General features: G+C 66.3%; 24 protein-coding genes. 16 read left to right on the top strand and 8 right to left on the bottom strand.

What is annotated here, in order from left to right:
* Nucleotides 1–52: 52 nt before the first annotated feature.
* The 3 genes from ABE422_RS14535 to ABE422_RS14525 are packed head-to-tail and all read right to left on the bottom strand — an operon-like array spanning nucleotide 53 to nucleotide 2,570.
* Complete coding sequence (locus ABE422_RS14535; RefSeq protein WP_346483220.1) at nucleotides 53–1,387, bottom strand: sensor domain-containing diguanylate cyclase; 1,335 nt, start codon at nucleotides 1,385–1,387, stop codon at nucleotides 53–55.
* The gene (locus ABE422_RS14530) at nucleotides 1,384–2,190 is read right to left on the bottom strand and encodes an alpha/beta hydrolase (protein ID WP_346483219.1); all 807 of its coding nucleotides are present in this window, start codon (nucleotides 2,188–2,190) and stop codon (nucleotides 1,384–1,386) included. Before ABE422_RS14530 ends, ABE422_RS14535 begins: the two co-directional genes overlap by 4 nt.
* A gap of 35 nt (nucleotides 2,191–2,225) precedes the next feature.
* Nucleotides 2,226–2,570 (bottom strand): hypothetical protein, encoded by a 345-nt coding sequence (locus tag ABE422_RS14525; protein ID WP_313211099.1) that lies wholly within the window; start codon nucleotides 2,568–2,570, stop codon nucleotides 2,226–2,228.
* 70 nt (nucleotides 2,571–2,640) lie between these two features.
* Here ABE422_RS14525 and ABE422_RS14520 point away from each other — a divergent pair, with 70 nt between their 5' ends.
* The 5 genes from ABE422_RS14520 (at nucleotide 2,641) to cyoD (ending at nucleotide 8,006) form a co-directional block, all read left to right on the top strand.
* Nucleotides 2,641–3,645 (top strand): 2-hydroxyacid dehydrogenase, encoded by a 1,005-nt coding sequence (locus ABE422_RS14520; protein ID WP_313211100.1) that lies wholly within the window; start codon nucleotides 2,641–2,643, stop codon nucleotides 3,643–3,645.
* 302 nt (nucleotides 3,646–3,947) lie between these two features.
* The gene (gene cyoA, locus ABE422_RS14515; RefSeq protein WP_313211101.1) at nucleotides 3,948–5,012 is read left to right on the top strand and encodes a ubiquinol oxidase subunit II; all 1,065 of its coding nucleotides are present in this window, start codon (nucleotides 3,948–3,950) and stop codon (nucleotides 5,010–5,012) included.
* Nucleotides 5,013–5,020: 8 nt separating this feature from the next.
* Nucleotides 5,021–7,018 carry a cytochrome o ubiquinol oxidase subunit I gene (gene cyoB, locus ABE422_RS14510; protein WP_313211122.1) on the top strand — a complete coding sequence of 666 codons (1,998 nt, stop codon included), beginning with the start codon at nucleotides 5,021–5,023 and terminating at the stop codon, nucleotides 7,016–7,018.
* Nucleotides 7,015–7,656 carry a cytochrome o ubiquinol oxidase subunit III gene (cyoC, locus tag ABE422_RS14505; RefSeq protein ID WP_183073819.1) on the top strand — a complete coding sequence of 214 codons (642 nt, stop codon included), beginning with the start codon at nucleotides 7,015–7,017 and terminating at the stop codon, nucleotides 7,654–7,656. The genes cyoB and cyoC overlap by 4 nt, the downstream gene beginning before the upstream one ends.
* A complete protein-coding gene (cyoD, locus tag ABE422_RS14500) occupies nucleotides 7,656–8,006 on the top strand; it encodes a cytochrome o ubiquinol oxidase subunit IV (protein ID WP_346483218.1) in 351 nt (116 codons plus the stop codon). Before cyoC ends, cyoD begins: the two co-directional genes overlap by 1 nt.
* Nucleotides 8,007–8,090: 84 nt before the next feature.
* On the opposite strand, the gene ABE422_RS14495 is transcribed toward cyoD, so the two are convergent.
* A complete protein-coding gene (locus ABE422_RS14495; RefSeq protein ID WP_346483217.1) occupies nucleotides 8,091–10,154 on the bottom strand; it encodes a bifunctional diguanylate cyclase/phosphodiesterase in 2,064 nt (687 codons plus the stop codon).
* 148 nt (nucleotides 10,155–10,302) lie between these two features.
* On the opposite strand from ABE422_RS14495, the gene radA reads away from it, so the two are divergent.
* Nucleotides 10,303–11,682: a DNA repair protein RadA gene (radA, locus tag ABE422_RS14490; RefSeq protein ID WP_121043463.1), complete on the top strand. Its 1,380-nt coding sequence runs from the start codon at nucleotides 10,303–10,305 to the stop codon at nucleotides 11,680–11,682.
* A 147-nt stretch (nucleotides 11,683–11,829) separates the two neighbouring features.
* Here radA and ccsA read toward each other — a convergent pair whose 3' ends face one another.
* Complete coding sequence (gene ccsA, locus ABE422_RS14485; RefSeq protein WP_121043472.1) at nucleotides 11,830–12,624, bottom strand: cytochrome c biogenesis protein CcsA; 795 nt, start codon at nucleotides 12,622–12,624, stop codon at nucleotides 11,830–11,832.
* A gap of 130 nt (nucleotides 12,625–12,754) precedes the next feature.
* On the opposite strand from ccsA, the gene ffh reads away from it, so the two are divergent.
* From ffh to ABE422_RS14445, 8 genes are all read left to right on the top strand, one after another.
* The gene (gene ffh / locus ABE422_RS14480; protein ID WP_265309386.1) at nucleotides 12,755–14,134 is read left to right on the top strand and encodes a signal recognition particle protein; all 1,380 of its coding nucleotides are present in this window, start codon (nucleotides 12,755–12,757) and stop codon (nucleotides 14,132–14,134) included.
* Nucleotides 14,135–14,210: 76 nt separating this feature from the next.
* Nucleotides 14,211–15,287: a nitronate monooxygenase gene (locus ABE422_RS14475; RefSeq protein ID WP_313211103.1), complete on the top strand. Its 1,077-nt coding sequence runs from the start codon at nucleotides 14,211–14,213 to the stop codon at nucleotides 15,285–15,287.
* Entirely contained in the window at nucleotides 15,284–16,072 is a 789-nt protein-coding gene (locus tag ABE422_RS14470) for an aminotransferase class IV (RefSeq protein WP_346483216.1), read from the top strand. Before ABE422_RS14475 ends, ABE422_RS14470 begins: the two co-directional genes overlap by 4 nt.
* A 127-nt stretch (nucleotides 16,073–16,199) precedes the next feature.
* Nucleotides 16,200–16,460 (top strand): 30S ribosomal protein S16, encoded by a 261-nt coding sequence (gene rpsP, locus ABE422_RS14465; protein WP_017356068.1) that lies wholly within the window; start codon nucleotides 16,200–16,202, stop codon nucleotides 16,458–16,460.
* A gap of 42 nt (nucleotides 16,461–16,502) precedes the next feature.
* Nucleotides 16,503–17,015, top strand: a complete 513-nt coding sequence (gene rimM / locus ABE422_RS14460) for a ribosome maturation factor RimM (protein WP_121043481.1) — start codon at nucleotides 16,503–16,505, stop codon at nucleotides 17,013–17,015.
* A 5-nt stretch (nucleotides 17,016–17,020) separates the two neighbouring features.
* Entirely contained in the window at nucleotides 17,021–17,779 is a 759-nt protein-coding gene (gene trmD / locus ABE422_RS14455) for a tRNA (guanosine(37)-N1)-methyltransferase TrmD (protein ID WP_176990033.1), read from the top strand.
* A 156-nt stretch (nucleotides 17,780–17,935) separates the two neighbouring features.
* A complete protein-coding gene (gene rplS, locus ABE422_RS14450) occupies nucleotides 17,936–18,343 on the top strand; it encodes a 50S ribosomal protein L19 (RefSeq protein ID WP_019184486.1) in 408 nt (135 codons plus the stop codon).
* An 85-nt stretch (nucleotides 18,344–18,428) separates the two neighbouring features.
* Nucleotides 18,429–18,806: a DUF6404 family protein gene (locus tag ABE422_RS14445; RefSeq protein WP_313217627.1), complete on the top strand. Its 378-nt coding sequence runs from the start codon at nucleotides 18,429–18,431 to the stop codon at nucleotides 18,804–18,806.
* On the opposite strand, the gene ABE422_RS14440 is transcribed toward ABE422_RS14445, so the two are convergent.
* On the bottom strand, nucleotides 18,803–20,290 hold the full coding sequence (locus tag ABE422_RS14440) for an MATE family efflux transporter (RefSeq protein WP_346464327.1): 1,488 nt from the start codon (nucleotides 20,288–20,290) through the stop codon (nucleotides 18,803–18,805). The two genes, ABE422_RS14445 and ABE422_RS14440, sit on opposite strands and share 4 nt — an antisense overlap.
* Before the next feature lie 139 nt (nucleotides 20,291–20,429).
* Here ABE422_RS14440 and ABE422_RS14435 point away from each other — a divergent pair, with 139 nt between their 5' ends.
* A complete protein-coding gene (locus ABE422_RS14435) occupies nucleotides 20,430–20,678 on the top strand; it encodes a hypothetical protein (protein ID WP_313211123.1) in 249 nt (82 codons plus the stop codon).
* A 9-nt stretch (nucleotides 20,679–20,687) separates the two neighbouring features.
* Nucleotides 20,688–21,092, top strand: a complete 405-nt coding sequence (locus ABE422_RS14430) for a S4 domain-containing protein (protein ID WP_313211108.1) — start codon at nucleotides 20,688–20,690, stop codon at nucleotides 21,090–21,092.
* Nucleotides 21,093–21,161: 69 nt separating this feature from the next.
* Here ABE422_RS14430 and katG read toward each other — a convergent pair whose 3' ends face one another.
* Complete coding sequence (gene katG, locus ABE422_RS14425; protein ID WP_346483215.1) at nucleotides 21,162–23,396, bottom strand: catalase/peroxidase HPI; 2,235 nt, start codon at nucleotides 23,394–23,396, stop codon at nucleotides 21,162–21,164.
* Between the two features lie 201 nt (nucleotides 23,397–23,597).
* Nucleotides 23,598–24,209: a DUF937 domain-containing protein gene (locus ABE422_RS14420; RefSeq protein ID WP_313217634.1), complete on the bottom strand. Its 612-nt coding sequence runs from the start codon at nucleotides 24,207–24,209 to the stop codon at nucleotides 23,598–23,600.
* Between the last annotated feature and the right edge of the window lie 123 nt (nucleotides 24,210–24,332).

The raw sequence follows: 24,332 nt of genomic DNA, 5'->3' as shown, positions 1-24,332 counted from the left end.
GCGGCGAATCTAACAGTGTTAGGCTGGCGCGGACAAGTGCCGCCCGTGTGCCTCAGAGGTTGATGAGGTCGGCCTGCAGCGGCGCCATCCGGACCCGGTTGCGCCCGCTGGTCTTGGCGTCGTACAGCGCCTCATCCGCCCGGGCGATCAGCGCCTCCAGCAGCCGCTGGTCGCCGCCCGGCAGCGCCTCGCCGATCGCGCCCCCGACGCTGACAGAGACAGTGATGCGCTCGCCGCCCACGAGGATGGGTTCAGCCGCCACCGCACTGCGCAACCGTCCGGCGGCGGCGGGAATCTCATCGACGGCGGACGCCGCCAGCAGGGCGATGAACTCTTCGCCGCCGAAGCGGGCGAACAGATCGCGCTCCCGCAGGGCGTCGCGGCAGCGCTTGGCGACCACCTTGAGGACTTCATCGCCGACCGGATGGCCGTAGGTATCGTTGATCTTCTTGAAGTGATCCACGTCCACCATCAGCACCGCGACGGCGCGGCCGTTGGCTTCGCGGGCGGCGATGATCTGGACCGAGCATTCTTCGAAATGACGGCGGTTGGGGACGCCGGTCAAGGGATCGGAGGAGGCGAGGCGGCGCAGCTCGGCGGCCATCAGCAGATCGGCGGTGACATCGGTGAACAGCCAGATGCGCCCGTGTGCGCCGTTGCCGCGCACCGGATGGGTGTCCACTTCGAAGGTGCGCTCGCCCAGGGTCCAGTTCTGCTTGGCGGCGAACTGGTCGTTGTTCATCTGGGCGCTGTAGGCCACTTCCAGCTCGGCGTGGTTGTCGCAGCGTTGACGCAGGGCGCGCATCGGGCCGGCCAGATCCGCCGCGCGGTGATTGCCTGCCGTGCAGCCCAGCAGCTCCGCGGCGTGCTCGTTGACAGCCGCCCCGACGCCATCGCCGTCGATCAGCACGATGCCCGCCGGCACGCTTTCAAACAGATCCAGGAACTGATTGCGGACGATCGTGCCGCGTGCGGCTTCGCGCCGTGCGGACAGCAGCCGGGCCACGCTCGTGGCCAGCAGTGGCACCTGTGCCGTCAAGGCTGCCGGGGCAGGGGGGCTTCGCCAAAGCAGCAGCAGGCCACTCAGCGGCGCGCCGTGGGAGGGGGCCGGAACGTACAGCAGGCGGGCGGGGCGGCCTTCCAGGGCATGGATGATCGCCGTCGGCAGCCGGAAGTCCGCTGCGTCCATGGCCTCGCCGGTCCAGCGCGCCTCGAGGATGCCGCTGCGCGCCAGGTTGAAGCTCGGCGAGGGCAGTGCCGGGGCTGACACCGCCCAGGTCGCCCTGCCGCCGGCGTCCACCTCCACCGCCATCACCAGGTCAGCGTGGGAGGCGAGGCGGGCGAACTGGCACAGGGCCGCCAGCGCGTCACTGTCGGACGTCGTCACAACGCGGTGCCCGCCAGTCGCTGTTCAAGGATGCGCATGACGTCATCCGGCGCGGTCATGTGCGGAAGATGACCCGAGGCATCGATCACATCCAGGGTGGCGCCATCGATCGCGTTGGCCAGCCAGTGGCCGACGGCGACCGGTACCGCCACGTCGTGCGCGGTCTGGATGAGGTGGACCGGCGTGGAAACCCGCGCAGCCAGGCTGCGCAGATCGGAGGTGAAGATCGTGCGCGACGTATTGAGGGCGATATCCGGGCGCATCTGGAACAGCGTATTGGAGAAATCGGCGACAACCGCGCTGTCCTCCACGCCGACGACCATCGGGGCGAAGCCGGCGATCCAGGCCTGGTAGTTGGCGCGCATGCTCTCGAACAGCTGCTCCAGGTCCTGCGGCTGGAAGCCGCCGGTGTAGCCGTCGTCGTCGAGATAACGCGGCGACGCACCGATGATGACCAGGCGCTCGAACAGCTCTGGGCGTGCAACGGCGGCGGCCGCGCCGATCATGCCGCTCATCGAGTGGCCGATGTAGGTGCAGTCACGCACGTCCAGCTCGTCCAGAATGTCGATCAGATCGTCGGCATAGCCGAACAGCGAACCGTGCCGTTCGAAATCGTAGGTCTGCGCACCTTGCGGACCGCAGCCGGCAAGATCGAAGGAGATCACATCAAAGCGTGCTTCAAACCAGGGGCGCAGGGCGTTCCATGCGGTCTGATCGGTACCAAAGCCGTGTGACAGGATCGCGACCGCTTTACCCGCACCGCTTCGGCGCCCGTTGAACCGCTCGAAACTCTTCACGCACATCCACCCATGGCGTCTTGCAAGGGCCGAATACTAGGTCACGGGCGCGCGTGGGTCCAACGCGCCCCCGTGCTGAATACCAGTTGCCGCAGATAACCGCCGATGAAACCTGCGATGGCCCCTGCGAGCGTATCCAGCAGTAAACGGGCCGCGGCGCGGGCGATACGGCTGGCATGCAGCCGCACCCAAGGCAACAAGGTCATGGCCTGGGCACCGATCAGCAGGATCAGCACATCCAGCCCCAGCGCATCCACTACGGGCAGCAGTGGTGCAAGCAATGGATTGCAGGCCATCAGGGTCACGATCGCGGCAGTGATTGCGAACAGGGCGCGTCGGCCCACCGGCGTGGCGGTCCAGCGGAGAAGGCGGGCAGTCAGGGACACGGCAGGCTCCAGGCAGTTGGCCGGAGTGTACTGCGGTATGGTCATGCTCGAACTCCCGGGGATCACCCTCATGAAGATCGCAGTATTCAGCGCCCGCCCGTACGACCAGCAGTTTCTCGATGAGGCCAGCCAGCGCCGCGGGGCAGGGCAGCCGTTCGAGTTTCTGTACTTCGATGCCGCGCTGGATCTGCATACCGCGGCGCTGGCGCAGGAGTGCGAGGCGGTCTGCGTGTTCGTGAATGACCGGCTGGATGCCCCGGTACTGCAGGCGCTGCAGGCAATGGGCGTGCGCGCGGTCCTGCTGCGCTGCGCCGGCTTCAATAATGTCGACCTCGCAGCGGCGGAGCAGCTGGGCCTGTTCGTGGCCCGTGTGCCCGCGTATTCGCCGGAGGCCGTGGCCGAACACGCGCTGGCGCTGGTGATGACGCTCAACCGCCGGACCCACCGCGCCTACAACCGGGTGCGCGAGGGCAACTTCATGCTCGATGGCCTGCTGGGCCGTACGTTGCATGGCAAAACGGTGGGCATCGTCGGCACCGGGCAGATCGGCCTGGCCACGGCCCGCATCTTCAAGGGCATGGGCTGCACCGTGCTGGGCCACGATCCGTATCCGTCGGCGGCGTTCGCTGCGATCGGCACGTCGGTCGCGCTGGACGAGCTGCTCGCCCGCGCGGATGTCGTCTCGCTGCACTGCCCGCTGACGCCGGACACCCATCACCTGATCGACGATGCGTCACTTGCCGGGATGAAGCCCGGGGCGATGCTGGTCAATACCTCGCGCGGTGGGCTGGTGGATACCCATGCGGTGATCCGCGCGCTGAAGTCACGGCGCCTGGGGCATCTGGCCATCGATGTGTACGAGCAGGAGAGCGGGCTGTTCTTCCAGGACCGGTCCGGCGAAATCATCGACGATGACGCGTTCCAGCGTCTGATGACCTTCCCCAATGTGCTGGTGACCGGGCACCAGGGCTTTTTCACGGTGGAGGCGCTGCAGGAAATCTCGGCCATCACGCTGCGCAACCTGGCGGACTTCGTCAGTGGCGCAAGCTGCGCCAATCAGGTACTGCCCCCCTGAGCGCCGCCGCCGGTGAGGCTGGCAGCCGCAGCCTCGGAGCTGACCCGTTCATGTCTATACAAGGGCCGAAATGTTGCCGAATCGGGTCATTGCCCGGCACTGCGACAACGTGTCGCAGCCCAAAACAGGCCTTTCCTGCGCTGGATCATTGTCAATGCCTTTCTTAAATGATGCGTGACGGCCTAAAATTAGAAGGCTGACATGATCGTCCTTCGTGCCTGTCCCCTTGGACCGGCACCACCGGCTTTGGCTGGGACGGAGGCGGGCTTGAACTGGCATTCCCTACGCAATTGGATCGACCGATGATTCCGTTGAAACCCCTTGGACGCTTCCTGCGTCCGGGCCTGCTGTTTGCGTTGTCCGTGTTCCTGACGGGCTGCAACTCGGCCATCCTCAACCCCAAGGGCCAGATCGGCCACGACGAGAAGACCCTGCTCATCACGGCGACCGTGCTGATGCTGCTGGTTGTCGTGCCGGTCATCATCATGACCCTCACCTTCGCGTGGAAGTACCGTGCGACCAACACCAAGGCCCGCTATGAGCCGAAGTGGTCGCATTCCACGGCCATCGAAGTGGTGGTCTGGTCGATCCCGTGCATGATCGTGCTGGTGCTGGCCGTGCTGACCTGGCGTTCCTCGCACGCGCTGGATCCGTATCGTCCGCTGGACTCGGACAAGAAGCCGGTGGTGATCGAAGCCATCTCGCTGGACTGGAAGTGGCTCTTCATCTATCCCGAAGAGAACATCGCCACCGTCAACGAGATCACCTTCCCGGTGGATACCCCGCTGAACTTCAAGATCACGTCCGATACGGTGATGAATGCGTTCTTCATTCCGCACCTGGGCAGCATGATCTACTCGATGACGGCCATGGAGACCAAACTCCACCTGATCGCCAACGAGACCGGTGAGTTCCCGGGCATGTCCTCGCATTACAGCGGCGCGGGCTTCAGCAAGATGCATTTCTCCGCGCACTCGGTGACCGAGGCGGAGTACCAGCAGTGGCTGACCAAGGTGCGTGCCGAAAGCGCGACCCTGGACAAGACCGCCTTTGCTGCGCTGACGGCCGAAAAGAACCATGACTGGCACCCGGTGACCTACTTCGGTACCACCGAGGCCGGCCTGTTCGACTGGGTCATCGCCAAGCACATGGGCGACAACCAGCACTACGGCATGAAGCACGACCACAAGGCCATGAAGCATGACGGCGCCGAGGGCGAAAGCCACGAAGGCCACACCATGCCGGCCGCCGGTGAATCGCACGACGGCCACGCGATGGCTGAAGGCGATGCTGCTGCACACGCCGAACACACTGCAGACGAGCACGCCGCAGCCGGTCACACCGGTCACGGCGGCTCGGGAGAATGACCATGAATCTGTTGGGTAAATTGACCTTTGCCGACATCCCGCATGACCCGATCATCATCACCACGTTGATCGGTGCTGGTATCGGCGGCCTGCTGGTGTTGGCCCTGATCACCAAGTTCAAGCTGTGGGGCTATCTCTGGAAAGAGTGGTTCACCTCGGTCGACCACAAGAAGATCGGCGTGATGTACCTCATCGTCGCCTTCGTCATGCTGCTGCGCGGCTTCGCCGACGCGATCATGATGCGTGTCCAGCAGGCCATGGCCGCTGGCGGCAACGAGGGCATCCTGCCTCCGCATCACTACGACCAGATCTTCACCGCCCACGGCGTGATCATGATCTTCTTCGTGGCGATGCCGCTGATCACCGGCCTGATGAACGTTGTCGTGCCGCTGCAGATCGGCGCACGCGACGTGGCCTTCCCGTTCGTCAACTCGCTCAGCTTCTGGCTGTTCGTGGCGGGCGCGGGCCTGGTGATGATCTCGCTGGGTGTCGGTGAGTTCGCGCAGACCGGCTGGCTGGCCTTCCCGCCGTTGTCAGGCAAGGAATACAGTCCAGGGGTAGGTGTCGATTACTACATCTGGGGCCTGCAGGTCGCCGGCCTGGGTACCACGCTGAGCGGCATCAACTTCTTCATCACCATCTTGAAGATGCGCACCCCCGGCATGAAGCTGATGCAGATGCCGATCTTCACCTGGACCGCGCTGGTCACCAACGTGCTGATCATCGCCGCCTTCCCGGTGCTGACCATCACCCTGGTGCTGCTGACCCTGGATCGTTACCTGGGCACGCATTTCTTCACCAATGACGGTGGCGGCAACGCCATGCTGTACATCAACCTGATCTGGATCTGGGGTCACCCGGAAGTCTATATCCTGGTCCTGCCGGCCTTCGGCGTGTTCTCCGAGGTCATCGCCACGTTCTCGCGCAAGGCGCTGTTCGGCTACAAGGGCATGGTCTACGCCACCGCCTGCATCGGCGTGCTGTCGTTCCTGGTCTGGCTGCACCACTTCTTCACCATGGGCTCGGGTGCCAACGTCAATGCCTTCTTCGGCATCACGACGATGATCATCTCGATCCCGACCGGCGTGAAAATCTTCAACTGGCTGTTCACCATGTTCCGCGGTCGCGTGCAGTTCACGACCCCGGTGCTGTGGACGATCGGCTTCATGGTCACCTTCACCATCGGCGGCATGACCGGCGTGATGCTGGCGATCCCGGCCATCGATTTCGTGCTGCACAACAGCCTGTTCCTGATTGCCCACTTCCACAACGTCATCATCGGCGGCGTGGTGTTCGGCATGTTCGCCGGCATCACCTACTGGTGGCCGAAGATGTTCGGCTTCCGCCTCAATGAAACCTGGGGCAAGCGCGCGTTCTGGTGCTGGTTCATCGGCTTCTATGTGGCCTTCATGCCGCTGTACATCCTGGGCTTCATGGGCATGACCCGCCGCATGCAGAGCTACCCGAACATGGAATATCAGCCGCTGCTGATCATCGCCATGTGTGGTGCCTTCATCATCGGTGCCGGCATCCTGTGCCAGATCATCCAGATCGCCGTGTCGATCCGTGACCGCAAGAAGACCGCCGACCTGACCGGCGATCCGTGGGACGCCCGTACGCTGGAGTGGGAAACCTCTTCGCCGCCGTCGTTCTACAACTTCGGCTCGCTGCCGCGCGTCAACGAACTGGACGAGTTCTGGGAGCGCAAGCAGCGCGGTGAGGCGTGGGAACGCCCGGCCAAGTACACCGACATCCACATGCCGCGCAACACCGGCACCGGTGTGGTGATCGGCGCCTTCAGCCTGGTGTTCGGCTTTGCGATGATCTGGCACATCTGGTGGCTGGCCATCGTGGGTCTGGTCGGCATGATCGGCACCTTCATCTGGCGCACCTTCGACAAGGACGTGGATTACTACGTGCCGGCCGCGGAAGTGGAGCGGATCGAAAATGAGCACCGTCGCCACCTGGTGGCGCAGGGCCTGGTGAAATCGGAGCTGAAGGCATGAGCACCACTATCCCCAACACCATGAACCCTGGGCACGCCGCGCACGCGGCGGCCCACGGCCATGACGACCACGAGCACCACGACACCGGCGGCAATACCGTCTTCGGTTTCTGGGTGTACCTGATGAGCGATTGCCTCATCTTCGCCACGCTGTTTGCGACCTACATCGTGCTGTCTGGCGGCACCGACGGCGGCCCCGGCCCGAAGGACCTGTTCGAACTGTCCTTCGTCGCCTGGGAAACCACGCTGCTGCTGGTCTCCTCGCTGACCTTCGGCCTGGGCATGATCGCCATGCACAAGCAGAAGGTGGGCCAGATGTACGCATGGCTGGCCCTGACCTGGCTGCTGGGCTTCGGCTTCATGTGCATGGAAGTGTGGGAGTTCAACCACCTGATCCATCAGGGCTACGGTCCGGACCATAGTGCGTTCCTGTCGGCGTTCTTCGCGCTGGTCGGTACCCACGGTCTGCACGTGAGCGCGGGTCTGCTGTGGCTGCTGATCATGTTCATCCAGATCAAGCAGAACGGCCTGACCCAGACCAACAAGACCCGCATGGCGTGCCTGAGCCTGTTCTGGCACTTCCTGGATCTGATCTGGATCGGCGTGTTCTCCGTCGTCTATCTGAATGGAGCGCTGTAATGGCCGCACATGACAATCACGCACACGATCATGGCCACAGCGCTGCCGGCGAAAGCCATGGCAGCGTCAAGTCTTACCTGATCGGCTTCGTCCTGGCCGCCGTGCTGACCATCATCCCGTTCTGGGCGGTCATGCATGGCGACCTGCCGCGCTTCACCACCGGCGTCATCATCGTCGTTGCCGCGGTGCTGCAGATCCTGGTGCACCTGGTGTTCTTCCTGCACCTGGACCGCTCCTCGGAACAGCGCTGGAACGTCAGCGCGGCGGCCTTCACCGTCGTGGTGATGGGCATCATCGTCGCCGGTTCGCTGTGGGTCATGCACAACATGAACGTGCACATGATGCACTGACGTCTTCGCGACGTTGCCACACGCAGAAAGGCCGCCCTCGGGCGGCCTTTTTGTTGGGTGATGTGATGGCGGTGGTGCCGCGCGTTACGCCGCCTTCGCCAGTCGCATGAACTCCACGGCATCCACCGGCCGCCCGAGGTGGTACCCCTGCAGCTGATCGCACCCCATGTCGCTCAGGTACTGGCGTTGGCCGGCGGTCTCCACGCCCTCGGCGACGATCTGCAGCTGCAGCGAGCGACCCAGCGCGATGATCGAGGAGACGATCGCCGCATCCTCGGCGTTGTCTTCCAGATCGTGCACGAAGGCGCGGTCGATCTTCAGCTCCGTGGCCGGCATGCGCTTGAGATAGAGCAGGCTGGAGTAGCCGGTGCCGAAATCATCGATGGAGATGTTCACGCCCATCGCGGTCAGTCCGTGCAGGATCAGCAGGCTGGCTTCCACATCGCGCATCGCGGTGGTCTCGGTGATCTCCAGGGTCAGCCGCTTCGGGTCCAGCCCATGCTTGTCCAGCGTGCGCTGCACGGTCTCGAGCAGCGTGCTGGAGCCGAACTGCAGCGGCGACAGATTCACCGCCATCGTCCAGTCCGGATGCCCGGCATCGTGCCAGTGGCGCAGCTGCGCGCAGGCCCGGTCGAGCACCCAGTCGCCGATGGACAGGATCAGCCCACTGCGCTCCGCGATCGGGATGAACGCATCCGGCGACAGCAGGCCCAGTTCCGGGTGCTGCCAGCGCACCAGCGCCTCGGCCCCGATCAGCGCGTTGCCGTTGGCCTGGAACTTGGGCTGATAGTGCAGCACCAGCTCGCTGCGGCTGACCGCCTTGCGCAGCTCCTGCAGCAGTTTCAGCTGGCGGTTGGCGCTGACGTTGAGTGACTGGGTAAAGAAGGTATACCCGTTCCGGCCCGAATCCTTGGTGTGGTACATCACCGCATCGGCGTGGGCCATCAGGTCGCGCTCGGTGGTGGCATCGGCCGGGTACAGCGCGATGCCCAGGCTGGCGCTGACCTGCAGTTCCAGCGCATCGATCTCGAACGGTTCGGCCACGCTGGCGATGATGCGTTCGGCGACCACCGCTGCGTCTTCCGGATCTTCCACCTGGAACACGATGACGAACTCGTCCCCGCCCAGCCGCGCGAACGTGTCCTGCGCACGCAGCAGCGCGGTGATCCGCTCGCTGACCTGGATCAGGAGTTTGTCGCCGAGCTGGTGGCCGTAGGCATCGTTGATCGCCTTGAAACCATCGAGGTCGCAGAACATCACCGCGAAGCTGAACTGCCGGCGTTGTGCCTTCTCGATGGCCTGCTCGATCCGGTCCTGCAGCAGCATGCGGTTGGGCAGCTGGGTCAGCGGGTCGTGCAGGGCGGCCTGCATCAGCTTCTCGTTGGCCTGCGCCAGCGAATCGGCCAGCAGGCCGGTGCGGGTACGCATCTGGCGATCGAACACCGAGGCGATCAACGCGATCCCCAGCGTGGCCAGTGTCGTCACGATCACCAGCACGGCCAGCCATTTGGTATCGATGCCCTGGCCGTACGCCGCGCCGCACAGCGCACCCTCGGGGAAGTTGGCTGCGGCCATCCCGGTGTAGTGCATGCCGACGATGGCCAGGCCCATCACCAGCGAGGCCAGGCCGCGCAGCAGGAACGGCCTGCGCTGTTCCAGGCGCAGCCGGAAGGCGATCCACAGCGCCGCACCGGCCGCGCCGATCGCGATCAGGATCGAGGCGGCAAACCACAACGGGTCGTAGTCGATGCCCGGCTGCATCTCCAGCGCGGCCATACCCAGGTAGTGCATGGCGGCGATGCCCAGCCCCATCAGCACCGCGCCTGCGCACAGTCGCGACCACGGCAGCTCTGCACGCGAGACCAGCCACAACGCATACGCCGAGGCGCCCACCGACACGGCCAGCGAGTACAGGGTAATGGCCAGGTCATAGCCGACCGGGATCGGCAGGTGGAAGGCGAGCATGCCGATGAAGTGCATCGACCAGATGCCCAGGCCCATCGCGCCGGCACCACCGGCCAGCCACCAGCGGGCGACCCGGCCGCGGGTACTGGCCAGGCGACCGGCCATGTCCAGCGCGGTGTACGAGGCGAGGATGGCGACGAGCAGCGAGAACACGACAAGACTCTGGCTGTAGGTGCCGGTCATTGAGAAGCCTGGAAAAGGTTGAAGGAGGGCAGTGGCCCGCCGGAGTATCGGCATCGGGGCCGGAATCTTGAGCGGGGGCGCTCGGCGTCTCGGTTGCTGCGACGCGGCTCGGCTATCCTGCCCCATCGATTCTGAAGCGGAAGTGGACATGGCCAAGCGACTCACCGCTTACGTCTGCAGTGAATGCGGCGCCGAATACAGCAAGTGGCAAGGCCAGTGCACCGAGTGCGGGGTCTGGAACACGCTCAGCGAAATCACGCTGGAAAGCGCGACGCCCACCAAGTCCTCGCCGGCCTCGCGACGTTCCGGCTGGGCCGGCAAGGTCGATGCGCCGAAGATCATGGCGCTCAAGGACGTACAGCAGACCGAACACCTGCGGGTGAGCACCGGCATCGGCGAGTTCGACCGCGTGCTCGGCGGTGGCCTGGTCGAAGGCGCGGTGGTGCTGGTCGGTGGCGATCCGGGCATCGGCAAATCCACACTGCTGCTGCAGGCGGTGGCGAAGATGGCTGCCAGCTTGCCGGTGCTGTACATCACCGGTGAGGAATCGCTCTCGCAGGTCGCGGGCCGTGCGGTCCGCCTGGATCTGCCGCTGGACAACGTCAACGCGCTGGCCGAAACCCAGGTCGAGGCGATCCTGCAGCATGCCAGCGTGGCCAAGCCGCGGCTGATCGTGGCCGATTCGGTGCAGACGCTGTGGACCGAATCGCTGACCGCCGCGCCCGGCTCGGTCAGCCAGGTGCGTGAGAGCGCCGCACGCCTGGTGCGCTTTGCCAAGGAAACCGGCACCGCCGTGTTCCTGGTCGGTCACGTGACCAAGGAGGGCGGCATCGCCGGCCCGCGCGTGCTCGAACACATGGTCGACGCGGTGCTGTACTTCGAAGGCGAGAGCGGCAGCCGATTCCGCCTGCTGCGGGCGTTCAAGAACCGCTTCGGCGCGGTCAACGAGCTGGGCGTGTTCGCGATGGGCGAGAAGGGCCTCAAAGAGGTCTCCAACCCCTCGGCGATCTTCCTCTCCGGCGGCAGCACCCAGCAGCCGGGCAGCTGCGTGATGGTGACCCGCGAGGGCACGCGCCCGCTGCTGGTGGAAGTACAGGCACTGGTGGATGCCTCACCGCTGTCCAACCCGCGCCGGGTGGCGGTGGGTCTGGAGCAGAACCGCCTGGCGATGCTGCTGGCGGTGCTGCACCGTCATGGCGGCGTGCTGGTGGGCGACCAGGACGTGTTCGTCAATGTGGTGGGTGGCATCCGCGTGCAGGAGACCGCCGCCGATCTGCCGGTGCTGCTGGCGGTGCTGTCCTCGCTGCAGGACCGGCCGCTGGCCGAGAAGACGATCGCCTTCGGCGAGGTGGGCCTGTCCGGCGAGATCCGCCCCGTGCCCAACGGTGAGGATCGCCTGCGCGAAGCAGCGACGCATGGCTTCAAGCGCGCGATCGTGCCCAAGGCGAACGCGCCGAAGACCGGCAGCGTGAAGGGCATGGAGGTGATCGCGGTGGAGCGGTTGTCCGAGGCGATCGACGCGCTGTAACGCGGCATGCCGACCAACGGTCGGCATCTACCTGCGATGTTCGGGGCCGCGTGCCGACCAGCGATCGGTACGCGGTGCACCGGTGGGTGCCGACCAACGATCGGCATGCGGTGCACGGGTAGGTGCCGACCGTTGGTCGGCACGCTTCTATCGCGTGCGCCCGAACACCAGCTCGATCACGAACTGGCTGCCGAAGAACGCCAGCAGCAGCAACGCCATCGCGGTCAGGGTCCAATGCACCGCCTTCGCGCCGCGCCAGCCGTAACGGCGGCGCCCGATCAGCAGCGTGCCAAACACGATCCAGGACAGGATGCTGAGCACGGTCTTGTGCACCAGCTTCTGCGCCAGCAGGTCATCGACGAACAGCACGCCGGTGACCAGGGTCAGCGTGAGCAGCGCAAAGCCGACCGCGATCACCCGGAACAGCAGGGCTTCCAGGTCGGCCAGCGGGGGCAGGGCGCGCAGCCACGGGCGGAAATCACGGCGGCGCAGGGCGCGTTCCTGCAGCCACAGCATGATCGCCAGCAACGCGGCCACGCTCAGGGTGGCGTAGGCGAGCAGCGCCATCCACGCGTGCGTGGCCAATTGCCAGCCCAGCGGCTTGCTCGGCTCGTGGCCGTAGGCGTGATAGATCCACAGCACCACGGCGGCCATCGGGAACACCAGGACGCCAAGTGCCGCCATGCGCCCGCGCGCAGCGACCAGCGAGGTCAGCCACGCCATGCCCAGCCCGACCAGCGACAGGGCGGCGAAGAAGTGCATGTCCGGCCCGCCGCTGGTACGCATCGCCACCAGCACGTGATAGCCGCCGTGCAGCAGCATCGCCGGCAGCGCCGGCCACAGCCAGGCCGGGGAGGTCACCGCGTCATCGCGGACGACCGCACGCACCAGCAGGCCGGTGGCGGTCAGGTACAGCAGGGTCGCGATGAGAACGATTGTCATCGTGTCAGTTTCGCATACCCCCGGGGTGCTGGCGATGCCCGCAGCGCCGCCGTCAGGGCCGGTCCGGGAGCCGGGGCGGAACCGTTATACTGGCGGTCTCATTGTCTTTTGTTCTGAACAGGTCGCTTCCATGTTCGAGTCCCTGACCCAGCGCCTCTCCGGCACCATCGAGCGGCTGCGCGGCCGCGGTCGCCTGACCGAGGAAAACATCCGCGAGGCCACCCGCGAAGTCCGCATCGCGCTGCTTGAAGCCGACGTCGCGCTGCCCGTGGTGCAGGCGCTGGTCGAACGCATCAAGGTGCGTGCGGTCGGCCAGGAAGTGCTCAAGTCGCTGACCCCGGGTCAGGCGCTGATCAAGGTCGTGCGCGACGAGCTGACCGCGGTCATGGGCTCGGCCGCCTCGGACCTGAACCTCAACGTGCCGGCGCCGGCGATCATCCTGATGGCCGGCCTGCAGGGTGCGGGCAAGACCACCACGGTGGGCAAGCTGGCCAAGCACCTCAAGGAAAAGCGCAAGAAGAAGGTGATGGTGGTCTCGGCCGACGTCTACCGTCCGGCCGCGATCGAGCAGCTCAAGACCCTGGCTGACCAGGTCGGTGTGCTGTTCTTTCCGTCCACCGCCGACCAGAAGCCGGAAGCCATCGTCCGCGCCGCCATCGATGACGCCCGCAAGTCGTTCGTGGATGTGCTGATCGTCGATACCGCCGGTCGCCTGGCCATCGACGAAGCGATGATGGCCGAGATCAAGGCGCTGCACGCCGCGGTCAACCCGGCCGAAACGCTGTTCGTGGTCGATGCCATGACCGGCCAGGATGCCGCCAATACCGCCAAGGCCTTCGGCGATGCACTGCCGCTGACCGGCGTGGTGCTGACCAAGACCGACGGTGACGCCCGCGGCGGTGCCGCGCTGAGCGTGCGCTACATCACCGGCAAGCCGATCAAGTTCGTCGGTGTGAGCGAAAAGCCGGACGGTCTGGATGTGTTCCACCCGGACCGTATCGCCAGCCGCATCCTGGACATGGGCGACGTGCTGTCGCTGGTGGAGCAGGTTGAGCAGCAGGTCGACAAGGACAAGGCCCAGAAGCTGGCCGAGAAGGTCGCCAAGGGCAAGAAGTTCGATCTGAACGACATGCGCGACCAGCTGGAGCAGATGCAGAACATGGGCGGCATCGGCGGCCTGATGGACAAGCTGCCGGGCCTGGGCCAGATCCCTGATCACCTCAAGCAGCAGGTCAGCCAGGGCAAGGACGTGCCGCGCATGATCGCGATCATCAACTCGATGACCAAGAAGGAGCGCCGCAACCCGGGCCTGCTCAACGGCTCGCGCCGTGCCCGTATCGCGCGCGGGTCCGGCCTGACCCCGGCCGACGTCAACAAGCTCATGAAGCAGTTCCAGCAGATGGAAAAGATGATGAGCAAGATGGCCGGCGGCGGCATGAAGGGCATGATGCGCAGCATGAAGGGGATGATGGGTGCCATGGGCGGCCGCGGCGGCATGCCGTTCCGCTGAGTCCTGCGCAGGCGCATTCCGGGCAGGGGCGGTGCGGCGTATGCTGGCACCGTCTCCTTCCACAGGTGCGCCGCGCGTGAATGGTTCCCCGCTTCTCGAACGCGCCGACAACTTCTGTCGGCGTTTTGCATTGCAGGCCCCGATCCTGCTCGCACCGATGGCCGGCGCCTGCCCCGTGCCGCTGTCGGCCGCGCTGGCCAATGCCGGCAGCATGGGCGCGATGGGCGCGGTGTTGTCGCAGCCGCAGGACATCGTGGCGTGGATGACCGATTTCCGTGCGCAGTCCGCCGGGCCGGCGCAGGTCAACGTCTGGATTCCGGATCCGCTGCCGTCACGCGATGCCGATGCTGAAGCGGCGACACGCCGCTTTCTGGCGAAGTGGGGCCCGGAGGTGCCGGCCAGTGCCGCCGATGCGGGGCCGGCCGATCTCGATGCGCAGTTCGATGCCTTGATCGAGGCCCGCCCGGCGGTGGCCTCCACCATCATGGGCGTGTTTTCTCCGGCACAGGTGCAGCGCCTGAAAGACGTGGGCATTGCCTGGATCGCGTGTGCGACGACCTTGGCCGAAGCGCGTGCCGCGCAGGCGGCCGGCGCTGACGCGGTGGTCGCGCAGGGGTTCGAAGCGGGCGGCCATCGCGGCGCCTTCGATCCGGAGGCCGCCGAGCGCCAACTGGTCGGATTGTTCGCGCTGCTGCCGCGGCTGGCCGATCATCTGGATATCCCGGTCATCGCGGCCGGTGGCATCGCTGATGGGCGCGGCATCGCGGCAGCCCTGACGCTCGGTGCCAGTGCGGTGCAGGTGGGCACCGCGTTCCTGCGCACCCCGGAGTGCCAGTTGAATCCGGCATGGTCACAGGCATTGGCGAACGCCGAACCGGAAGACACGTGGCCGACGCGCGCCTTCAGTGGTCGCCTCGGCCGTGGCCTGGCCACCGCGTATGTGCGCGCCGCGGCGTCTGCTGACGCACCACCGCCGCGGCCGTATCCGGTGCAGCGTGGGCTGACCGCGCCGATGCGCGCGCAGGCCGGGCGCGACAACAGCCTCGATGCAATGCAGGCCTGGGCGGGGCAGTCCGCGTGGATGGCGCCGGCGCGCCCGGCGGCCGAGGTGCTGCAGCAGATGTGGGCTGATGCGAAGGCGTTGCTCGGATGACGCTGTACTGCAATGGCCGCCCTGCCAGTGCCGACGACCTGGCGGGCGCATTGACCAACTACGGTCATTTCACCTCGCTGCAGGTGCGCAATGGCGCGGTGCAGGGGCTGGATCTGCATCTGCAGCGTCTGCAGGAGGGCACGGTGGCGTTGTTCGGCACCGCGCTGGAGCCGCTGCAGATGCGCGCCTGGATGCACGATGCGCTGCAGGCCGAAGGTGCGGTCGATGCCTCGCTGCGGGTGACCGTGTTTTCGCGGCAGTTCGATTTCCGGCGGCCGCTGCAACCCGTCGCCGTCGACGTGCTGGTCGCCGTCGCGCCAGCGGTCGATCTGCCGGCGATACCGCGGCGGCTGCGGACGGTGCGCTACCAGCGCGAACTGCCGCAGGTGAAGCATGTCGGTACGTTCGCGCTGTTCCAGCATCGCCGCGAGGCCTTGCTGGCAGGCGTGGATGACGCGCTGTTCGTCGGCGACGACGGCCTGGTCAGCGAAGGCACCACCTGGAACATCGCCTTCGCCTCGGGTGACACGTTGATCTGGCCGCAGGCGCCCGCGCTGCGCGGTACCCATGAGCGCCTGCTGCAGGCGGGGTGGGGCAGCGATCAGCAGGTGCGGCCGGTCGCGCTGGCGGACCTGGCCGGGTTCGACGCGGCCATTGCCTGCAACGCTGCCGGCCTCTGGCCGATCGCGGTGATCGATGGGGGCGTACTGGCGAACTCGGCGGCGCTGTGCGCCAAGGCCCGGCAGGTGCTCGCGGCGGCGCCCTGGCAGCCGTTGGTGGCCTGAGCAGCCCGGTCTGCAGGCCCTGTTCAGCTTTCCCGGTCTTCACAGGCTTGGAATGACCGGAGGCCGCCGCTATAATCGCCGGCTTACCGCGCCATCCTGGCGACTGGGCAATTGAGGAAACAACACCATGGTCAAGATTCGACTGACCCGCGGCGGCGCCAAGAAGCGTCCCTTCTACCACATCATCGTGACCGATTCGCGCAGCGCCCGTGATGGCCGCAACATCGAGCGCGTCGGTTACTACAACCCGGTTGCCCAGGGTGCCGAGTCCCGCATCGTGCTGGACCTGCCGCTGGTCGACAAGTGGGTCGCCAACGGCGCCCAGATGACCGACAAGGTTCGCAACCTGTACAAGGAAGCGACCAAGGCCCAGGCCTCCGCGGCCTGATCCTGAAGGGCCGCGCCTGCCGCGGCCCATCGGTCTATACAGATGAAAGATACCGAGCGCCGCATCCTGCTGGGCAGGATTGTCGGCGCTTTTGGTGTGCGAGGCGAGATCAAGCTCGAGTCCTGGACCGAGCCGCGTACCGCCATTTTCCATTACCAGCCCTGGATCCTGCGGACCCCCGCCGGCCAGGAGAGCACGCTCACCGGTGCACGCGGACGTCAGTCCGGCAAGCATCTGGTCGCCGTGTTTCCGGATATCACCGACCGCGATGTGGTCGAGGCGATGTACGGGACCGAAGTCTATGTCGCGCGCAGCGCGCTGCCGCCCCCGAAGCCCGATGAGTATTACTGGGTCGATCTGGAGGGCTTGCAGGTGCGTACCGTCGAGGGTGTCGAACTTGGGCGGGCGTCACACCTGTTCTCGACCGGCTCCAACGACGTGCTCGTGGTGCAGGGGGATCGTGAGCGGATGATTCCGTTCGTGCAGCCCGAATTCGTCGTCTCGGTGGATTTCGAGGCCAACCTGATCGTGGTCGACTGGGATCCGGAGTTCTAAGCCGGATGCGTATCGACGTCGTCACGTTGTTCCCCGAGTTCATGGCGCAGTCGGCCGCGCTGGGCGTGGTCGGCCGTGCTGCCGAGCGCGGTCTGCTGGAACTGCACGGCTGGAATCCGCGTGACTATGCCGAAGGCAACTACCGCCGGGTGGACGACCGTCCATTCGGGGGTGGCCCGGGCATGGTCATGCTGATCGAGCCGCTGCGGGCCTGTCTGGCGGCCGCGAAAGCCGCTGATCCGGCGCCCGCGCCGGTGATCTACCTCAGCCCGCAGGGCAAGCCGCTGACCCAGGCCAAGGTGCGGGAACTGGCGGCACTGCCGCGCATGATCCTGCTCTGCGGCCGCTATGAGGGCATCGACGAGCGCTTCCTCGAGGCCGAGGTCACCGAGGAAATCTCCCTCGGCGATTACGTGCTGTCCGGCGGTGAGCTGGGCGCGGCGGTGATCGTCGATGCGGTGACCCGCCTGCAGGAGGGGGCCCTCGGCGATGCCGAATCGGCCGCCCAGGACAGTTTCGAAGGCCCGCAGGGGCTGCTGGACTGCCCGCATTACAGCCATCCGGCCCAGCATGAATGGGGCACTGTCCCGGACGTACTGCGCTCGGGCAACCATGCCGCCATCGCCCGCTGGCGCCGGCAGCAGTCGCTGCTGCGCACCGCGCTGCGGCGGCCGGACCTGCTCGACGAAGGCCAGTTGTCCAAGGCCGACCGCCTCCTGCTGGAGCAGGCACGGCAGGCCGTTGCCAAGGATCCAACCCCCTAGCGCGGGGGCGGGATCTTGTTTACAATTCGGGATTGCCATCGGCCTTTTTGGGGCCCGTTGGCAGGAACCCCTACAAAAAACGTGCAGCACAGTCCGGTGACTGCATGAGCCCACGTTGTCGAACGACACGATCACCCGAACATTATCGGTGCACCCATGAGCAAGCTGAACAAATCCATCCTCTCGGACTTCGAATCCGCCCAGATCACCCGCGAGCTGCCGAAGTTCAGCCAGGGTGACACCGTCGTCGTCAACGTGAAGGTGAAGGAAGGCAACCGTGAGCGCGTGCAGGCTTACGAAGGCGTCGTCATCGGCACCAAGAACGCCGGCCTGAACTCCGCGTTCACCGTCCGCAAGATCTCGCACGGCTACGGCGTCGAGCGCGTCTTCCAGACCCACAGCGCCATCATCGACTCGGTCGAAGTGAAGCGTCGTGGTAAGGTCCGCGCCGGCAAGCTGTACTACCTGCGTGGTCTGGAAGGCAAGGCTGCCCGCATCAAGGAAGATCTGGCTGCTGCTGCGCAGGCCAAGGCCGCGCGCCTGGCTGCCAAGGCTGCCCAGTAATTCCCGGCCGACAACTTCGGTTGTCGCCTCAAACGGCCACCTTCGGGTGGCCGTTTGCATTTGTGGCCTCGTGATGGAGAAGCACATGGACCGTTATCCCGCTGATGTTCGTCACGCGCTGCAGGCCATGGCCGACGCCAACGTGCCTGCCGGCATGCGCGCACCGCCGCTGCATCGGCTGCTGTGGCGCATGGGGCTGCGCGTGCCGCCACCGCTGCTCGCCAGCTTCGGTGCCAATCTGTTCGTGATGGGCGGGCTGTTTGGCGTGTTGTGGGGCGTGTTGTGGCGCGGCTTGATGTGGCTGGTCCTGGACCTTGGCTCGCTCACGCTCGGCATCACCATTGGCAGTGCTGTCATGGCCGGGCTGTTGTTCGGCGTGATGATGGCGCTGCTGATGCGGTACCAGCGGCGACGCTACCAACTGCCTGCCTGGAAGACGCTGCTGCAGGGGCGCATGGCTTAATCCGGCCGTGCGGTGCCCACGCGGGCGGGCTGGAGCGGCGTGGTCGGATTCGGGTCCGCCACCGGCGACGGCGGCGACGCGGGGACCTCGGCCGGCGCGGCCAGTTCCTCGTGATGGCTGGGCAGCATGCGTGCCTTGCGCCAGCCGCCCCAGCGGTAATACGCCAGCGACATCAGCATCGCGCAGAACGAGCTGACCGGGAAACTCCACCACACCGCGTCGGCGCCCCAGCGGTCCTGCAGCAGCTCGGCGAAGGGCACGCGGATGCCCCACAGCGAGGCGGCCAGGATCAGCAGCGGCGGAATCACTGCGCCGGTCGAACGCACCACGCCGGAGATCACGAAGTTCACCCCGAAGAACAGGAACGACCACACCGCGATGTGGTTGAGGTGGCGCGCCACCTCCAGCGCCTGGCTGCCTTCGGGCAGGAACAGGGCGAGCGTGTATCGGTCGAGCAGGATCAGCGGCAGGATCAGCACGCCGGTCAGAAGGAAGTTGTAGAGCACGCCGCTGCGGGCGGTGCCGCGCACGCGGTCCCAGCGCTGCGCGCCGACGTTCTGCGCGGCCATGGTCGAGCACGCCGCGCCGATCGCCATCGCCGGCATCTGCACGTAGGTCCACAGCTGCAGCGAGGCGCCATACGCGGCGGCGGTGTCGGTGCCGTAGCTGTTGACCATGGTCATCATCAGGATCATCGACAGCGAGATCAGCACCATCTGCAGGCCCATCGGCACGCCCTTGACCACCAAGGCGCGCAGGATCTCGCCATCGATCTTGAACAGCGCCATGTCCTTGCGCCCCAACCACAGCACATGCCGCTTGTTGCGCATGTACCAGAGCAGGCCGAGCAGTGAGAGGGTCTGCGCGATCAACGTGGCCCACGCCGCGCCGGCGATGCCCAGCTGTGGGAACGGGCCGATGCCGAAGATCAGCAGCGGGTTGAAGCCGATATCCAGCACCACCGACAGCAGCAGGAAGCGGAACGGCGTGCGGGAGTCGCCCACGCCGCGCAGCGCAGAGCTCAGGAAGGCGAAGGCATACAGCGTCGGCATCGCCAGGAAGATGATGCGCAGGTAGGCCTCGGCCAGCGGCAGTGATTCGGCCGGTGTGCCCATCGCCGCCAGCAATGGATGCGACAGCCACCAGCCGGCGATCGCGATCACCACCGACAGGCCGATGAAGAAGGTGGCGCTGGTGCCCATCACGCGCCGGGCCTGGGGCAGGTCGCGGGCACCCATCGACTGGCCGATCAGGATCGAGGCGGCCATGCCGATCCCGAACACCGAGCCGATCAGGAAGAACATGATGTTGTTGGCGTTCGCGGTGGCGGTCAGCGCCGCCTCGCCGAGGAAGCGGCCGACCCAGATCGCGTTCACCGAGCCGTTCATCGACTGGGCGATGTTGCCGGCCAGGATCGGCAGGGCGAACAGGAACAGATTGCGCCCGATCGGGCCCGTGGTCAGGTCAAGCGGCGCTTTGGCCATGTGCGCTGGAGATCGAGCTCAGAGAGCGGCACACTAGCACCAAGCCCATCAAGGGGATATCGCGATGCGTACTTCCGCGTCTCAACGCACGTCAGCCGCTGCCCCGGTAGTGCCGGCCGCTGGCCGGCTGCAGATCCTTCTGGATGACCGGTTCATCCCCACCGCGCTGGCGCTCTTGATTGGCGCCTCGCTGGCCGCATGTTCGAGTACGGACGACCGCCTGCGCGACGCACAGGTACGGCCCATGGACCGACCGGAATGCCAGGTCGGCAGCCAGCGACGCGATCTGGATGCGGGGGTTCCCACGCTGATCGGTGGCACTGGCTGCCGTGGCGATCCATCGGCACCGCAACCGCTGAACCGACGACCGGCTGAGCCGGGGAGTTGAATCACCCGCATGATCGAAGCAACCCCATTGGCCGCCGTGCGGCTGGATGTGTGGCTCTGGGCCGCACGGTTCTATCGAACCCGCAGCCTGGCCAAACAGGCGGTGGAAACCGGCAAGGTGGATGTGGCCGGGCAGCGCCCGAAATCCTCGCGCGCGGTGCGCGTGGGCGAAGCGCTGCAGATCAGCCGTGGCGATGAAGTGTTCGATATCCAGGTGCTTGGGCTCAGCGAGATGCGCGGCCCGGCCCCGGTGGCCCAGCAGTTGTACGCCGAGAGCGAGGCCTCGCTTGCACGCCGCGCGGAGCTGCGCCTGCAGCGTGCCGCGGCGAAGAACGGTTACCAGCCGCCGGAGCACAAGCCGGACAAACGCGCGCGCCGGTTGATCCGTGCGCTGGGTGATCTGGACGCGCTGTGAGCCGCGCACCGCACGCATGAAAAGACCGGGCCATGCGGCCCGGTCGTTGTGTATGGCCACGGTGGTGAATCAACGCAGGTCGTAACGATCCAGCTCCATCACCCGCGCCCAGGCGGCGACGAAGTCGCGGACGAACTTCTTCTCGCCGTCCGCGCTGGCGTAGACCTCGGCCAGTGCACGCAGCACCGAGTTCGAGCCGAACACCAGGTCCACACGGCTACCGCTCCAGCGCTGCGCGCCGGTGGCGCGGTCACGGCCGCTGTAGTTGTCGCCATTGGCCACCCATTGCGTGCGCATGTCGAGCAGGTTGACGAAGAAGTCGTTGCTCAACGTGCCGACGCGATCGGTGAACACGCCCTCCTGGCCGCCGCCGACGTTGGTGCCGATCACCCGCAGACCACCGACCAGCGCGGTCATCTCCGGCGCGGTCAGTGTGAGCAGCTGCGCACGGTCGATCAGCAGCGCTTCGGCAGGCACGTTGTAGCGGCCCTTGACGTAGTTGCGGAACCCGTCGGCATACGGCTCCAGCACGGCGAAGGACGCCACATCGGTCTGGTCCTGGCTGGCATCGGTACGGCCGGGGTTGAACGGCACGCTGACCTCATGGCCACCGGCCCTGGCCGCCTGCTCGACGCCGACATTGCCGGCCAGCACGATCAGGTCGGCCAGCGAGACCGGCGTACCGCCGTCGCCCTTGAAGCCGGCCTGGATCTTTTCCAGTGCGGCCAGCACCTTGCCCAGCTGCTGCGGCTGGTTGACGGCCCAGTCTTTCTGCGGGGCCAGGCGCACACGCGCGCCGTTGGCGCCGCCACGCTTGTCCGAGCCGCGGAAGGTCGAGGCTGATGCCCACGCGGTGGAGACCAGCTCGCCCGCGCTCAGGCCGGTCGCGGCGATCTGCTGCTTCAGCGCGGCGATGTCCTGCGCGCTGAGCGGGGTCTGCGGAGCCGTCGGCACCGGGTCCTGCCAGACGAATTCTTCGGCGGGAATTTCCGGGCCGAGGTAGCGTGCACGCGGGCCCATGTCGCGATGGGTCAGCTTGAACCACGCACGGGCAAAGGCATCGGCGAAGGCCTGCGGATCGGCCAGGAAGCGGCGCGAGATCTTCTCGTAGGCCGGGTCCACACGCAGCGACAGATCGGTGGTGAGCATGGTCGGGCGGTGCTTTTTCGATGGATCGTGCGCGTCGGGAATGATCGCCTCGCTGTCCTTGGCCACCCACTGGTGCGCACCGGCCGGGCTCTTGGTCAGCTCCCACTCGTGGCCGAACAGGATCTCGAAGAAGTCATGGCTCCACTGCGCCGGCGTGCGCGTCCAGGTCACTTCCAGGCCACTGGTGATGGTGTCGCCACCCTTGCCGGTGCCGAATCGGTTGGCCCAGCCCAGGCCCTGGCTTTCCAGGCCCGCCGCTTCCGGTTCCACATCGACGTTGTCGGCCGGGCCGGCGCCGTGGGTCTTGCCGAAGCTGTGGCCACCAGCGATCAGCGCGACGGTTTCCTCATCGTCCATGGCCATCCGGCCGAACGTATCGCGGATGTCGAAGGCCGCCTTGAGCGGATCGGGATTGCCGTCCGGGCCTTCCGGATTGACGTAGATCAGGCCCATCTGCACGGCGGCCAGCGGGTTCTCCAGATCACGCGAGTGGATGTCGCCGTCAGCGTCATCATCGGAGACCAGCACGCCGTGGTCTTCCTGCACGCCTTCGGAGCCATGCGCATAGCGAACATCGCCGCCGAGCCAGGTGGTTTCGCGGCCCCAGTACACATCCTGGTCGGGTTCCCAGGTATCCGGACGGCCGCCCGCGAAGCCGAGTGTCTTGAAGCCCATCGATTCGAGCGCGACGTTGCCGGTGAGCACCAGCAGGTCAGCCCAGGAGATCGCCTGGCCGTACTTCTGCTTGATCGGCCACAGCAGGCGGCGTGCCTTGTCCAGGCTGACGTTGTCCGGCCAGCTGTTGAGCGGGGCGAAGCGCTGCTGACCACGGCCGGCGCCGCCACGGCCATCGCCGATGCGGTAGGTGCCGGCGCTGTGCCAGGCCATGCGCACGAACAGGCCGCCGTAGTGGCCGAAGTCGGCCGGCCACCAGTCCTGCGAATCGGTCATCAAGGCCTTGAGGTCGGCCTTGAGTGCGGCGTAATCCAGGCCCTTGAAGGCCTCGGCGTAATCGAATGCCTCATCCAGCGGATGCGACCGGGTCGAGTGCTGGTTGAGCAGGTCCACCCGCAGCTGCTTGGGCCACCAGTCGCGGTTGGTGGTGGCATCGCCGACGAGGGCGTGGTTGAACGGGCACTTGGCTTCGCTTTTCATGGGTATCTACCTGTGTACTGGCGAACGTGGCCACCATCGGCGTGGGGGAGGCGATGGCGACGTCGGAAAGGTTGCCTGCACACCTGGCCGTGGAGCACCGCGATGTGAAGGCGTGCCCACACGGTAATCACTGCCGTTCATTCGGTACATTCGAATGAATCAACCAATGCGATAGGCGCAGGCTATTTCAAGCGCGTGCCTTCAGCGCTTGCCGAACAGGCCGCCGCCGAGCTTGAGCAGATCGCCGACGCCCAGCTGCCCATCGCCATCCTGGTCCAGCACGGAGGTCAGCAGGCCACCACTGTTGGCGCTCTGCGCTTCCTGGCCGAGAGCCTGGCTGAGCTGACCCGGGTTGGCGTTGCCGCCGCTGGCGAAGCGCTGGGCGAGATAGGACATGACGATGGGGGCGAGGATGGCCAGCAGCTGGCTGGTCTTGCTGCTGTCCAGCCCGGTGGCCTGGCTCAGGCCCTGGGTGGCGCGGTCAGTGTTGCCACCGAAGACATGGCCGAGGATGCCGGCGCCATTGGTCGCATTGCCGCCACCGCCGCCCAGCACGCTGCCGAGCAGCCCGCCCAGATCGAAGCCCCCGGCACTGGCCGGCGCATGATCACGCTGCAGCGCCCCGAGCAGTGCCTGGGCGCCCTGGGGTTCCTGCGCGTTGCGGCCCATCGCGCCGAGCAGCAGGGGCAGGGCCGCGCCCACCGCGGTGCTGGCCTGGTTGGGGTCGATGCCCAGCTGCTGGGACACCTGCTGCAGGCCTTGGCCCTGCTGCAGTTGCTGGAAGAGGGACGCGGCAAGCGATTCGGTATTCACGGCGGACTCCAGGGCAGGGATGGGAACCGCCCGAGCATAGCGCTGCGTTCACTACGGGAATGCGAAGAATTCACGCGGGCCCGCGCGGACACCCGACCAACGGTCGGGTGCTACCGGCGCTGC

The organism is Stenotrophomonas sp. TWI1151, from assembly GCF_039673135.1.
In the GTDB taxonomy this organism is placed as follows: domain Bacteria; phylum Pseudomonadota; class Gammaproteobacteria; order Xanthomonadales; family Xanthomonadaceae; genus Stenotrophomonas.
The sequence above is the reverse complement of the archived record's forward strand: the minus strand, read 5'-3'. Positions and strand labels throughout refer to the sequence as shown.

Coding starts and splice junctions, on each gene's coding strand:
- trmD (WP_176990033.1), top strand. CDS start 17,021: ATGCGTATCGACGTCGTCACGTTGTTCCCCGAGTTCATGGCGCAGTCG.
- ABE422_RS14530 (WP_346483219.1), bottom strand. CDS start 2,190: ATGTGCGTGAAGAGTTTCGAGCGGTTCAACGGGCGCCGAAGCGGTGCG.
- ABE422_RS14430 (WP_313211108.1), top strand. CDS start 20,688: ATGATCGAAGCAACCCCATTGGCCGCCGTGCGGCTGGATGTGTGGCTC.
- ABE422_RS14470 (WP_346483216.1), top strand. CDS start 15,284: ATGACGCTGTACTGCAATGGCCGCCCTGCCAGTGCCGACGACCTGGCG.
- rpsP (WP_017356068.1), top strand. CDS start 16,200: ATGGTCAAGATTCGACTGACCCGCGGCGGCGCCAAGAAGCGTCCCTTC.
- cyoA (WP_313211101.1), top strand. CDS start 3,948: ATGATTCCGTTGAAACCCCTTGGACGCTTCCTGCGTCCGGGCCTGCTG.
- cyoD (WP_346483218.1), top strand. CDS start 7,656: ATGGCCGCACATGACAATCACGCACACGATCATGGCCACAGCGCTGCC.
- cyoC (WP_183073819.1), top strand. CDS start 7,015: ATGAGCACCACTATCCCCAACACCATGAACCCTGGGCACGCCGCGCAC.
- katG (WP_346483215.1), bottom strand. CDS start 23,396: ATGAAAAGCGAAGCCAAGTGCCCGTTCAACCACGCCCTCGTCGGCGAT.
- radA (WP_121043463.1), top strand. CDS start 10,303: ATGGCCAAGCGACTCACCGCTTACGTCTGCAGTGAATGCGGCGCCGAA.
- ABE422_RS14520 (WP_313211100.1), top strand. CDS start 2,641: ATGAAGATCGCAGTATTCAGCGCCCGCCCGTACGACCAGCAGTTTCTC.
- rimM (WP_121043481.1), top strand. CDS start 16,503: ATGAAAGATACCGAGCGCCGCATCCTGCTGGGCAGGATTGTCGGCGCT.
- rplS (WP_019184486.1), top strand. CDS start 17,936: ATGAGCAAGCTGAACAAATCCATCCTCTCGGACTTCGAATCCGCCCAG.
- ccsA (WP_121043472.1), bottom strand. CDS start 12,624: ATGACAATCGTTCTCATCGCGACCCTGCTGTACCTGACCGCCACCGGC.
- ABE422_RS14440 (WP_346464327.1), bottom strand. CDS start 20,290: ATGGCCAAAGCGCCGCTTGACCTGACCACGGGCCCGATCGGGCGCAAT.
- ffh (WP_265309386.1), top strand. CDS start 12,755: ATGTTCGAGTCCCTGACCCAGCGCCTCTCCGGCACCATCGAGCGGCTG.
- ABE422_RS14495 (WP_346483217.1), bottom strand. CDS start 10,154: ATGACCGGCACCTACAGCCAGAGTCTTGTCGTGTTCTCGCTGCTCGTC.
- ABE422_RS14445 (WP_313217627.1), top strand. CDS start 18,429: ATGGACCGTTATCCCGCTGATGTTCGTCACGCGCTGCAGGCCATGGCC.